General features: G+C 32.1%; 13 protein-coding genes. 3 read left to right on the top strand and 10 right to left on the bottom strand.

Annotated elements, in window-relative coordinates; translation table 11 throughout:
* Positions 1-9: 9 nt before the first annotated feature.
* Genes IPJ91_03545 through mltG form a run of 3 tightly spaced genes read right to left on the bottom strand, consistent with a single transcriptional unit; the run spans position 10 to position 2,534 of the window.
* Positions 10-834, bottom strand: a complete 825-nt coding sequence (locus tag IPJ91_03545; protein QQR93495.1) for a sortase — start codon at positions 832-834, stop codon at positions 10-12.
* Positions 835-859: 25 nt separating this feature from the next.
* Complete coding sequence (locus tag IPJ91_03540) at positions 860-1,465, bottom strand: ceramidase domain-containing protein (protein QQR93494.1); 606 nt, start codon at positions 1,463-1,465, stop codon at positions 860-862.
* A 1-nt stretch (position 1,466) separates the two neighbouring features.
* Complete coding sequence (mltG, locus tag IPJ91_03535) at positions 1,467-2,534, bottom strand: endolytic transglycosylase MltG (GenBank protein ID QQR93493.1); 1,068 nt, start codon at positions 2,532-2,534, stop codon at positions 1,467-1,469.
* Between the two features lie 27 nt (positions 2,535-2,561).
* Here mltG and IPJ91_03530 point away from each other — a divergent pair, with 27 nt between their 5' ends.
* Positions 2,562-3,548 (top strand): methionyl-tRNA formyltransferase, encoded by a 987-nt coding sequence (locus IPJ91_03530; GenBank protein QQR93492.1) that lies wholly within the window; start codon positions 2,562-2,564, stop codon positions 3,546-3,548.
* On the opposite strand, the gene IPJ91_03525 is transcribed toward IPJ91_03530, so the two are convergent.
* The 7 genes from IPJ91_03525 to IPJ91_03495 form a co-directional block, all read right to left on the bottom strand.
* Positions 3,549-4,070 carry a GtrA family protein gene (locus tag IPJ91_03525; GenBank protein ID QQR93491.1) on the bottom strand — a complete coding sequence of 174 codons (522 nt, stop codon included), beginning with the start codon at positions 4,068-4,070 and terminating at the stop codon, positions 3,549-3,551. It abuts the gene before it with no gap.
* A gap of 108 nt (positions 4,071-4,178) precedes the next feature.
* On the bottom strand, positions 4,179-5,531 hold the full coding sequence (gene ftsZ, locus IPJ91_03520) for a cell division protein FtsZ (GenBank protein ID QQR93490.1): 1,353 nt from the start codon (positions 5,529-5,531) through the stop codon (positions 4,179-4,181).
* A 40-nt stretch (positions 5,532-5,571) separates the two neighbouring features.
* Positions 5,572-6,057 (bottom strand): 8-oxo-dGTP diphosphatase, encoded by a 486-nt coding sequence (locus tag IPJ91_03515; protein ID QQR93489.1) that lies wholly within the window; start codon positions 6,055-6,057, stop codon positions 5,572-5,574.
* Positions 6,058-6,150: 93 nt separating this feature from the next.
* Positions 6,151-6,897 (bottom strand): hypothetical protein, encoded by a 747-nt coding sequence (locus IPJ91_03510; protein ID QQR93488.1) that lies wholly within the window; start codon positions 6,895-6,897, stop codon positions 6,151-6,153.
* A gap of 13 nt (positions 6,898-6,910) precedes the next feature.
* Positions 6,911-8,266 (bottom strand): cell division protein FtsA, encoded by a 1,356-nt coding sequence (gene ftsA / locus IPJ91_03505; GenBank protein ID QQR93487.1) that lies wholly within the window; start codon positions 8,264-8,266, stop codon positions 6,911-6,913.
* Positions 8,267-8,477: 211 nt separating this feature from the next.
* On the bottom strand, positions 8,478-9,557 hold the full coding sequence (locus tag IPJ91_03500; protein ID QQR93486.1) for an FAD:protein FMN transferase: 1,080 nt from the start codon (positions 9,555-9,557) through the stop codon (positions 8,478-8,480).
* Positions 9,558-9,620: 63 nt separating this feature from the next.
* Positions 9,621-9,947: a hypothetical protein gene (locus tag IPJ91_03495; protein QQR93485.1), complete on the bottom strand. Its 327-nt coding sequence runs from the start codon at positions 9,945-9,947 to the stop codon at positions 9,621-9,623.
* A gap of 319 nt (positions 9,948-10,266) precedes the next feature.
* Here IPJ91_03495 and IPJ91_03490 point away from each other — a divergent pair, with 319 nt between their 5' ends.
* Together IPJ91_03490 and IPJ91_03485 are read left to right on the top strand one after the other, a co-directional pair.
* Positions 10,267-10,950: a hypothetical protein gene (locus IPJ91_03490; GenBank protein ID QQR93484.1), complete on the top strand. Its 684-nt coding sequence runs from the start codon at positions 10,267-10,269 to the stop codon at positions 10,948-10,950.
* 77 nt (positions 10,951-11,027) lie between these two features.
* A complete protein-coding gene (locus IPJ91_03485; GenBank protein QQR93483.1) occupies positions 11,028-11,369 on the top strand; it encodes a hypothetical protein in 342 nt (113 codons plus the stop codon).
* Positions 11,370-11,710 lie beyond the last annotated feature (341 nt).

The raw sequence follows: 11,710 nt of genomic DNA, 5'->3' as shown, positions 1-11,710 counted from the left end.
ATTATATCACTAGATATTGTCTTGCCTAGCTACAACAATCAACCTTTTTGTATTATTGCCTGGAGGAGAACATGTCATTAGGGTCAAAACATTATCAACGGTATTCTCAAGAACACTTACATCAGTTGGCGAGACCTCTTTGACCTTGAAAATTGTATATGAGTAATTTACACCATCTCTTTCGATAAATATCTTCTCGCCAATTTTCACTCTAAACAACTTTGTAAACGCAACATAAGGATTTTTGGGATCATCAAAATATGCAGATTCTTGGATTGAATGCCCATAGACAAAAGTATTCCCTGGCATACCAGGAACTGGGGTACCTTTGAAGTGTGCTAAATTATGCTGCAGTATAGGGTTGTAAACATTTTCACTTGCAGAGTCAACATTTGCTTGAATTGGCAATGAAACCAAATTTACTGAAGGAATGCTAAGTTTGAATGTACCTACATATGTTTCAGATATAGTATCTTCTGACTTACCCAAAACTTTATTCGAAACTTCTGCAGATTCAATAACACTAGAAAAATATCCTTTTTGAACCGAACTTATAAGCTCTGCTTTCTTTATATAATAATCCTCTGGAACTACCGAGAGTATCTCTTGATCGTATTTATTATAAGCACTATCGAGTTTATACTTTATATTTGGATAGATTTGATATGTAAGCAAACCAACTCCAGTTAGAAAAAGAAATGTGGGAACGATCTTACGGAAGACATTTGAATATATTATTCTATCAATTGAATCATCAATATCAAAACTTTCCTTTTTTGGGGCTTTTTTGATTTTTGGTTCTGCTTTTTTGTATGACTTTGTATAGAGGGGCAATATTGTCAGATAAAATCTATTTTCTCTAAAAAATTAACTTACCTATTTTATAAAATCCGAAAGCTGTCAGCAAGTGCCAAAGTGTATGACCATTCAAAAACGGCAGATTCGAAAAACATAAAATTGAACTATCAAGGAGCCAACAAATAAACGCGATTAGAAAAATCAATACAATCACTATTGATTTTTGTTTGTAGGTTTTAATAAGTAAAAATATTGTTGGGATTATAAAAGACATTACTAAAAACCTCCCGCTATCTGGGATAATGAAATTCTTTAAGAATGCTAACACGGCCAATAACATCGAGATTACAGTGCTTGACTTTGTACTAAACTTCAAGAGTTTGAAAAAAACATAAGAAACTATTAGATGTATCGCTGTCAAATCCAATATCTGATAACCCCTTATAAATACTGAATGGTAGAGAAAAGACGAAATTCCAACCCAAGTTAAAAGTAAAGAGTAAGTTCTATCTTTTTTATTTAACAAAGCTAAAAATACTGCAAAAATCACATAACCAATATTTGAAAACGAGTTCCAAATCTCAACTGGAAAACTAAGGTTCTGTTTTTCGCAAAACCCTCCAAACATTGCTTTTTGAGATAATTTATTAAAAATTGAATTAAACATTTTATTTTAAATATTGATTTATAAAATTGACATGTTCTGCCCAAGTCTTTGAATAATGCAGAATTCCTTTTTTATCAGCTAAAAAGTAGAAATAATCAGTATCTGTTGCATTTAAAACATTTTGAAAAGTTGAGATTGAAACATTTGATATTGGAGTTGGCGGTAGACCAACTTTGGTATATGAATTGTAAGGGTAATCTTTTGTTAAATCAGTTTGTGTAAGCTCATAAGTCCAACTTTTGAAGTGATAGTGATTTATAGTGTCACACTGAAGTGGATAACTTTGGTTTAGCCTATTGAGTAGTACCCCTGCAATTAGCTTATCATCCTCAACCTTATGGCTGGATTCTCGAGTCACAACTGAAGTTAGTTTCAATATATCATAAAAGTTCAAATCTAACCCTTGTATGTTTGTGCTTGAGCTATAGAGTGAATCAAACCTGCTTGCGAAGTTAGCAAGAATTTTTTGGAGTACTTCTGAACTTGTCGTATTTGCATTGAAGTAGTAAGTATCAGGGTACAAAAAACCCTCCAAGGTTTTGCCGGAAGGTAATGATTTTTGAATTAAAGTTGGTAAAGTTGCGTCATCTGGATTTTCAATAAGCTTTCTAAACTCTTCTTTGTTGAATTTCCTTGCAATTTCATCAAAACAGTCTTCTTCTTCTGTTTCACATGTTTGAGCTACGATTTGATTTGTAACTTGATCAACTACTTCGTCATACCTAAAACCTTCTGAGATTTTTATTGTAATTTCCATATTTACAGGTTTAGATAACTGACCTACGACTTCTTCAATACTTAGGTTTTTCGCAATTCGGAAAATACCTGCTTTGAAGGTTGGGTATTTTTTGTAAAGTTTTGTATATAGCTCAAACTTATACTTATCTTGAACTAAGTCACTTTCTTCCAAGTCTCTGGCAATGTTTGATAATGACTCTCCTTCTGTTACTTTGAATGTTATAATATCTGTTGATTCGGAGTTTACTTTCTTGAAAGAATTCATTGTTGAATATACTGTGCCAATTGCAAGAACTATTAACGTAATTAGTAATGTCAGGAATTTTTTCATAATTTATTTTATTAACTTTAGATAAATATGATCAGAACTATCTTTTTTGGTACACCATTATTTTCAAAAAATATTCTAACATATCTACTCGAACAAAGGGAGATTGAGATTGCTTCAATTGTTACCAAGTTACCTAAAGGAAAACCAGACAAAAAGAATAATGCTGTATATGACTTTGCGAAATTGTCTCAAATTCCATATCTCACTCCATATAAGTTTAATAATGAATTTGAAGATAAATTGAGACAGATCGACCCAGATCTAATAATTGTTGCATCGTACGGGAAGATTCTTCCCAAATGGATTATTGACTATCCAAAACTCGGAAGCCTAAATGTTCATGGAAGTTTACTTCCTACATTGCGAGGAGCAACTCCGATTGAATCTGCTATATTATCTGGATTACAAAAAACTGGATTAACACTTCAAAAAATGTCTGTTGAACTTGATGAAGGTGATATTATAGGTCAAGTTGAATTAGCCGAAAGTCTAGATAATATCAACGCAACTGAGCTATATGCGAAATTGTCAAACCTATCAATTCATTTGCTCGACGAGTTTTTGCTTAGCTACTTAAATGGCGAAGTAACTCCGTTCAAACAGGCTAACTTAACTGATATTCAGCCTACATATTGTTATACTAGCGACTTTAGCTTTGAGAAAGCCGAGTTACATTTTGATTATAAGATAGAGTTAGACAGGAAAATTCGAGCATTTTCTGAAATTGGGACATGGGTCAAAAATATTGAGATTGTAGATGTTCAAAGTGGAGAAAAAACTTTTTTAACTAACTTAGTCAAAATAAATAGTTGCAAATCCGACTCCACTCAACTTAGTTTATTATGCATCACAAATGAAAAGTTAGAAGAAAAGCTTAAACTATCAATCATAAAGGATCGTCTTTTTTTATCTTGCAGAGATGGTGTTTTAGAAGTTTTGGAAATTACGCCGGAGGGAAAACCAAAGCAAAAAGCAAAAGATTTCATAAATGGCGTTTGGAACAGACTTAGATAATTATTTACTAAATGTTATAAGTTTGTGTCCAATGTAGTTCCAAATAAGACCCAAAATTATAACTATCGGTGTTACGAAGTAAGGAGATACGCCAAATTTCTCTATAAACACAGTAGTTAAGCTCAAGTTGAAAAATAGTCCAGTCAATGAAACAAGAAAAAACTTTGGAATTCTTTTTTTATGATTAGTTTCTACATTATCAAATACATACTTGTCATTCCAGTAATAGTTTACCAGTGCTGAAATAGTGTAACCCCAAAATGCACTTAAGTGATATGGTCTAGCGATCATTACAAATTCGAGTAACTTTCCAATTACAAAATCTTGTGCTTGAAACCTAGTCATCAAGAACTGATGACCAGCCATTATACCCCAATTAATTATTGCAGTAATACCACCTACTATCAAGTACAGTATCAGTTTAATGTTTTTGAAAAAAAAACTGTTGCCTTCTCTTGCAGGACAACCTTGCTTCACTTTTTGCAGTAGTTTCTTAATTTGAACTAATTTGTCTTTGCTCATGTCAATGTACTATATTATTTCAATATTCAGCCTCTAGCTAAGATGGATAATATAATTGGCTCAACGATTGAATCTCAATAACCAAATTAGTTTTGAAAGTCAGCAAACTTAACTCCTAAATATTGCAGGAGTATCAAAATCATCCATATTTGTATTTGGATCTATATCTTCTTGCTTTTTTGCAAATGGAAACCTCATAAATCCTGCTTTAGGTTCATTTTTTTGCGTTTGAGGATCAATACTTTCTTGCTTCACATAATTTACATAATTTGGATACTCCGCTTTCTCCTCATTATCAACTTCATCAAATTCTATAGTGTCATCAACCAGCGCATTTTCTCGATAATCCCCTAAGTTATATTCATCAGCTTTATCTTTTTGACTTTCGTTAATATTGTAGCTAGGAATTGAAAATGTTGGTGTATAGAAATCCTGACTTGTAGTATGAGCCTTGCTCATATCAGCAAGATCAGTGCGGTCTTGATAATCACCATATTGATTTACATCTTCTCTAAACCCTGTAGCAATAACTGTTATTGAAACTGTACCTTTCATATTCGGATCGATTGTTGCACCAAATATAATATTCGCCTCTGGATCAACTACTTGATGTATAAGCTTTGCAGCATCATCAATTTCTGTCATTGTCAAATCATCTGGACCACCAGAAATATTGAACAGCACCCCAGTTGCTCCATCTATAGTCACATCAAGCAACGGTGAGTTTACTGCCATTTTGGCAGCCTCAATTGCCCTATCATCACCTTGAGCTGTACCAATTCCCATAAGTGCAGTTCCTGCATTTGTCATTACGGTCTTAACATCAGCAAAATCGACATTGATAAGACCTGGAGAAACTACAAGCGAAGCTATTGACTTGACAGCTTGGCCCAAAACATCATCAACCTTCCTCATTGCTTCAAAAAAACTTACATTTTTATCTACAATATCTAGTAATCTCTGATTTGGAATAACAATTAATGTGTCAACAGCTCCTACCATTTCTTGGATACCCTCTAAGGCATTAACCATCCTTCTTTTGCCTTCGAATTCAAATGGTTTTGTTACCACCCCAACTGTCAATGCTCCTGCCTCTTTTGCAATTTTAGCAATAATTGGTGCAGCACCTGTGCCAGTTCCACCACCCATACCAGCTGTAACAAAGACCATGTCAGCTCCTGCAACCATCTCTTGAATTGCGCTTGTAGATTCTTCTGCCGCCTTTCTTCCCACGCTAGCATTTCCGCCAGCACCAAGCCCTCTAGTCGTTTCTGGTCCAAGTTGAAGCTTTACTTCTGCATTATTGTTTGCAAGTGCCTGTGCGTCTGTATTGGCTGACACAAATTCTACACCTTCAATCATGTAGTTCAAAACCATATTATTCACAGCATTGCCTCCTCCTCCTCCTACTCCCACTACTTTTATTTTTGCAAAGTTGTTGTTTGATGATTGTATTAACATTTATTTTTTATTTCGGCAGTTTGTGTATTTAATATTTTAACTAAAATTCCTTAATTTTCACTATTTCTCTTTTAATTATATTATCCTCTAGATCAAATTCAAAGCTGGCTTGTAACTTTTCAAAGTTTAAAACTAATGGTAACCATTTTTTGTCATCACCCCACATCTGATCATAGGGGATATTCTGAATATCATATAGTTTTGGCATCATTTCTTCTGATTCTGCAGGATCGTTGCTCCAACTATCAGAAAGAAAAACTTCACTAAATATTTGAAGCCCATTTTCGAATTTGAAACTTATCTCTGCATATTTGCTCAAATTTAGTATATCAATTCCAATTTCTTCCTTTGCTTCACGAATAGCGGCTTCTTCAAATGTTTCAGCTCCAGCAAGCTTGCCTCCAACACCATTCCACTTATTTACTCCGAATCCCCTTTTCTTCATTGCGAGCCAAACTTGTGTAATTGACCTCTGCTCATCTCGAATAATCGGAAAAAGTATTGTGGTTCTTTTGATCTCTTGCATAAAGTATTTAGTATCTCACAAACTTTTGGATCAACATCTTTTATACTTTCATTCCTCCGAAAATTCTTTTTACTTTATCAAATATTCCTCCTTTCATTTTTCATCTAAGTTTGCTCCACCCCATTCTAAAACATTGTATCCACTTCTATCAAACTTTGTAATGCTTTGTTCGGTTACTCTATACTTACTAGAAACAGACTTAATAACCATAAACAATCTATTAAAATTATCTGGTTTAGGACTAATCTCTATAGGAAGTATATCATCGTATTCTCCCTTTGTTGCGAAATGAACTAAAGTATTTTCATTTCCCTGCATTATTGGTGCCCAGTAAATTATAAATTCCGACTTTTCTTTATCGTTTAGTCCAAACTTACTTAAATTTTCTTCAAGAAAATTTACTACATTTTCTTTTTTAACAATAAATCCTTTAGTAAGGTCAAAGTTTAAACTTGCCTCAGTTTTTCCTTCCCAAAATAAATAATCATAACTTCTATCTCCAACATTTAATTCGCCTGTTGGTTTAGCTACTATATTCCAACCAAGATCATTATCATAAGCTGGATATTTGAATATATTTCCTTCAAAGTTTAGTTTGACATTTATTTCTTCAGTTTGAACCGGATAAAAGTAAAGTGCAGGTTTCTTAACAATAATATCGCTAGTATCTCCACAGATTCTTCTAAGTATCGGAATATTTTGTAAACTGCACTTAATGTTACCAGAATAATTATCGCGGTTTTCATAAATAGCAATAGAATCTATAACGATTAACACTAGAAGTATTGCAAATATTACTCCCAAAATTATAAATATTACTTTTTTCGTGTTTAATTTCATTTTATTTTAATTTTTATACTTTCATTCCTCCGAAAATTCTTTTTACTTTATCAAATATCCCTCCTTTCAAATTATCCTCAACTGAACCATTGCCCCTCAATGTATTCCCTGTTTTCAACTGTGGTTCATTATCCATTCCATAAACAGCAGCATGCATTATCAAACCTTGAAGTGCAGAAAACTGAGGGTTTTCTACTTCTTCTATCATCCCGCCTAAACCTTTTGGATATGCAACTCGCGCTGGGATTCCAAACACAGACTGTGCAATTTGTGCAATGCCGGGTATCATAGCTGATCCTCCTGTAATTACAACACCTGCTGGCATTCTCGGATTGAAACCTGCTTGTTCAATTTGATCTTTGCACATTCCAAAGATTTCTTTGAGTCTTGCTTCTATGATTCTTTCAATCATTTTTTTCGAAACCATTTGCAAGTTACCTATGTTGAGAATTGAGATATCCAACATGTCCTTTTCTTCTTCAATACTAATTTGCTCATCTTCCTTTTTGTCTTTTTTTGGTGACATCAACCTTTGGTAAGCTGTTGCATCATCGGAACCTTTCAATTTTGTTTTAAGGTTATAATCTATTACTTTATTAAGATTTATTTTTAATTTCTCAGCATCCTCAAGAGTAGTCCTTAGAACTATAGCCATATCCGAAGTTAAGTTCATTCCACCATACTCCAACGAACCTGAGTATGTAATTGCATCTTCAATAAAAGAACAAATTGATGTAGTTCCGCCACCAATATCTAAAAGAGTTACACCTAACTGTTTCTCTGTTTCAGATAGTGTAGATATAGTTGAAGCCCAACCTGTAAAAACTATATCAGTAACATTCAAACCTAATGCCTCTACGCATTTGACTAAATTTTGTAGTGAATTCGATACTGCAGAGACTATATGAGCATCTACTTCCAACCTAGAACCACTCATACCTATCGGATCTTTTATACCTGGTTGTGTGTCAATTATAAATTCTCTTGGGACAACATGAATTATTTCTCTAGATGATGGGATAGATATTGTTCTTGCTGATTCAATTGCCCTTAGTACATCATTTTGCGAAATTTCATTTGGATCTGCCGTTGCAACAACTCCCTTATTGTTTGTTGAAGTCAGATGTTTACCATTAACGGTTATATAAACTGAATTAACTCTAACACCTGCCATTCTTTCTGCAGCCTCAACTACCATAGAAATTGCTTTTGTTGCTTGATCTATATTTACTACTACACCTTTTTTTATACCCATACTTGGTTGACTGGCAACGCCTATTACCTTTGGTTCTTCACCGTCTTTTACAGAAGATACTATACAAGCTATCTTTGTTGAGCCAATATCAATTCCTGCAATAATTTTTTTCATATTATTTATATAGAATAAATTAAGAAATCACATATTTGAAGTAATCCTTACGCAATTTTTATCAAAAAAAGATGTTCCTGTCAAGTTTCAAATTTGAACGGGCCAAACTTAGAGCTGTTTTTGTATACCTACCTTATTAACTGCTTATTTAAGGATTTTCCAAAATGGATTAGCAGTGTTTATAATTTATTTAAAGGGAAACTTTTCAAATTCAATTTAAATAAGTGTTAATATACTTTTTATACACACCTTTGTTTTCTACTTCATAAAACATGTTTTTCTCTATTGGTGATACATAAGATAATGTTGAATATGCATCAGCAAATGTAGTCAAAAGGCTGAGGTTACAAGTATCTTTATAAGATGCATAAACCAAAATTTGATCAAAACTTCCTGTAGGGTTTGCATCTTTGGGATTTAGTAAGTGATGGAAATTTCCTACTTGCCTAGCAGCTTTACCTGATACGCAAACTACATCCCCTGATAACATTGCAATTGCATCTGAAGTTCCATATATAGATGTCGTCCAATTTCTTTCTTCAATCTGTCCACAGCACCTTATATCACCTCCTATATCTATCACAAAGTTTTCAAGTGGTTCAAGTATATGATACATCCTATCTATTGCATATCCCTTGCCACAACCTCCAAATTCAATCCTTTGGTCTTGCGCAAGTATTATTTCAAACTGCAAGTTGTGTTGGTCATTTGGACCTAGCAATTTTTTCCTAAAAGTTTTTGTACTAAATTGATCTGCTTCAATTTTCTTTTGAACTTCATCGTTTGATACTTTATCTACAAAATCAATTAAACTTTTAAACTCATAATCTAAAAGGTTTTTGAGATCATTTTTCACTTGACCTTGAAATTCATCTATTGAAAACTTGAACTTCTCTATACCATTTTGGATTACTTTAAATTTCGTATCTTTTATACTTGGCCTACTTGCTTTCAGTTTTTCTATACTTTTTTTCAGTTCAATTTCATTATTCAGCTTCTCAAAATGATATCCAGGGCCATATCCATAGGCTTCCAAGAAATCTATAATTGTTGGATCAAAGTAATCCTCTGACTTGCTGGCGAAAAAAAACAAAAACAGTGCTATTTGAAAAAATTCTTTTGTGACTACTGTAAATTTCCTGTTATTGAAGCTTGATAAGTATGAATCTTTTTGAAATCTAGTATAGAGTTTTTCTATCCTTTGAATTTCTTGGATTGCTTTGCTAAAGTAATCTTTCACAGTAAGTTCGTCTTTGTCTGTCCAAGCAATAACTTTTACTTGGGTATTCATACTAGTAGATTGGAAAGTAAATTTTTGGTACATACTTAACTGAGCTCAACCTTAATTTCAATCTCAATCTTTTGAAATAGTTTTTTCAAAAATTTGTAAGTTTTTGTACTTAAAGAAGTTTAAAAATATTGATAGTAGAATGACAATTGTTGAAACAATTATAATAGTTGTTGAAACAAACCTTGATTCAATTGCACTATTTGGAAGTCCGCTTTGACTTGACATACTAGATAAACTTACTTGAGTACTTGATTTACTCGATACTGAAGATGTTTGTACATTTTGAGAAGTCAAGGTTGAAGTTTTCGTACTTGAAGTAAAGTAATTCTGAGCAAAGGTAGGTCTAGCTACAACATCGATCGTTGTTTGATTTTGAGCAATTAAGGGCATTACTAATTTCTTTACCAATATTGTTTAGTCAATCACAAAACTATTGGTTAATTTAAATTTATTGATGTAGGTTATCAATTTTTATAAAATAATGCAAGTAAACAATTTTTGTTTCGTTTTTTTAATTTATATATTTTCAAGTTTATTACTTTTTGCATTTAGTGTATAAATGTATAGCTATTTATAATCTATAAATAATCTGTTTGTAAATATTTTAGCTAGAATTATAATTCTAAATTTTTAGAATACAAGCATTACTGCTTCAAGTAAATTTAAAGTTTACATGACGTTTGTTTTACCTTTATATGATATAGTTAATATGAAAAAATATATATTTCTAACAACATTGTTGTTCTGTTTGTTTGTAACGCCTGCATGGGGTCTTACTTCACAAACCTCGGCAGAAGAGCTTGTCTCTACAACTAATAGTTCAATTGTTTCAGCGAGTTCAGTAACTGAAGACCCATTGATGAATTCAAGTTCAACAAGTATTAACCAGGGAAATTTTGTAATCAAAGATAGTACTGGAAATAGTTTTTCTCTAAAAATAAAACCAGGAATTCAAGATATTTTTTCTTTGAAAGTACCTATTGAACTAAATATTGAATCTTTCATTGATACTGACAGGTTTGAATTGAGCTATATCATTTCTCCCGATAAAAGTAGTGTTGAATTGTCTATTCCAAATAATGTTGTTGGTAAATTGAAGATTGGTGATAAAAAATCTTTTGTACTATATGTATATCCCAAGAAGTCAGGTTCAACAACTATATACATATATGGTCAAGCTTGGCAAAATGATTTGACTTTAACAGATGTAACTTCAATTACTATTAACTTTGACAAGGATTTGCAAGTTACACCTCAAAGTGATGAATTTAAGAAAAATTATCAAACTTGGGAAAGAATTAAATTCGGTTTGAAGTTCTTTGGGTTCATAATTTTGATTTTTTTGTTTATCTTTCTATTCAAAAAGTTTGCACTTTGGTGGAGGAGAGATTAACAAACCTTTCAGTTACAATATTTAATTTATCTAATATGAATATTTTTGTAAATACGAAAACTCAAATTACTAAAAGTATGATTAAGTTGACACAAGACCTCGTTGACCTAAATCACAAAGTTTTTTGGGCAAAAAATGACAAAGAGAAGTTTGATTTTGAACTTACCCAAGTAGATTTCTCAGTTGATAATTTAATATCTATGGGTAACATTGACAGTGGTCAAGCTGGTAGTTCAAGTACATCCGTTTCTTTAGAGTCTGATTTTGCTAATGGGTTGACTAATAATGTTTCTATTCCACCAATTGTTCAGAATAACTTGGAAAGTAAAAGTCAGGTTTTATCTGTTGATGACTTAATCTTGTTAACTTTTCAACCAAAGGACTTTGGCTTTGAACAATTTGATCCTAAGAAATTATAGAATTTCTTTATTGTGAAATTTCTTCTTTATAAAAGTTTATGTTTACTTTCCTTTCTTTCTCTTTTTGAATATTATTTCATAATTAACTTTCTTAGCTTTTATACACCAACTTAAAATTACATCCACAATGTAATTGACATATAAACTTCTTATTCTTTGAAAACTACCTTATATATACTTAACAAAATCTAGATATACTAATAATAAACTTTTGTCTACAAACTTTTCTATAACTTTTGTTTTTGAGAAATGTAGATGTTAAAATAGGTCAAAGTAATTTACTGTTTCATAATTATTGACTTATGCACATATATACAGTCTCTAATAAAAATACTTATCTT

This window comes from bacterium (assembly GCA_016699595.1).
Taxonomy (GTDB): domain Bacteria; phylum Patescibacteriota; class Dojkabacteria.
Note: the sequence above shows the minus strand (reverse complement) of the source record. Positions and strands in the feature narration are given on the sequence as shown.

What these genes read in the sequence shown, in the direction of transcription:
- IPJ91_03540 (QQR93494.1), bottom strand. Translation starts at nt 1,465, where the DNA reads ATGTTTAATTCAATTTTTAATAAATTATCTCAAAAAGCAATGTTTGGA.
- mltG (QQR93493.1), bottom strand. Translation starts at nt 2,534, where the DNA reads ATGAAAAAATTCCTGACATTACTAATTACGTTAATAGTTCTTGCAATT.
- IPJ91_03530 (QQR93492.1), top strand. Translation starts at nt 2,562, where the DNA reads ATGATCAGAACTATCTTTTTTGGTACACCATTATTTTCAAAAAATATT.
- IPJ91_03525 (QQR93491.1), bottom strand. Translation starts at nt 4,070, where the DNA reads ATGAGCAAAGACAAATTAGTTCAAATTAAGAAACTACTGCAAAAAGTG.
- ftsZ (QQR93490.1), bottom strand. Translation starts at nt 5,531, where the DNA reads ATGTTAATACAATCATCAAACAACAACTTTGCAAAAATAAAAGTAGTG.
- IPJ91_03515 (QQR93489.1), bottom strand. Translation starts at nt 6,057, where the DNA reads ATGCAAGAGATCAAAAGAACCACAATACTTTTTCCGATTATTCGAGAT.
- IPJ91_03510 (QQR93488.1), bottom strand. Translation starts at nt 6,897, where the DNA reads ATGAAATTAAACACGAAAAAAGTAATATTTATAATTTTGGGAGTAATA.
- ftsA (QQR93487.1), bottom strand. Translation starts at nt 8,266, where the DNA reads ATGAAAAAAATTATTGCAGGAATTGATATTGGCTCAACAAAGATAGCT.
- IPJ91_03500 (QQR93486.1), bottom strand. Translation starts at nt 9,557, where the DNA reads ATGAATACCCAAGTAAAAGTTATTGCTTGGACAGACAAAGACGAACTT.
- IPJ91_03495 (QQR93485.1), bottom strand. Translation starts at nt 9,947, where the DNA reads ATGCCCTTAATTGCTCAAAATCAAACAACGATCGATGTTGTAGCTAGA.
- IPJ91_03490 (QQR93484.1), top strand. Translation starts at nt 10,267, where the DNA reads ATGAAAAAATATATATTTCTAACAACATTGTTGTTCTGTTTGTTTGTA.
- IPJ91_03485 (QQR93483.1), top strand. Translation starts at nt 11,028, where the DNA reads ATGATTAAGTTGACACAAGACCTCGTTGACCTAAATCACAAAGTTTTT.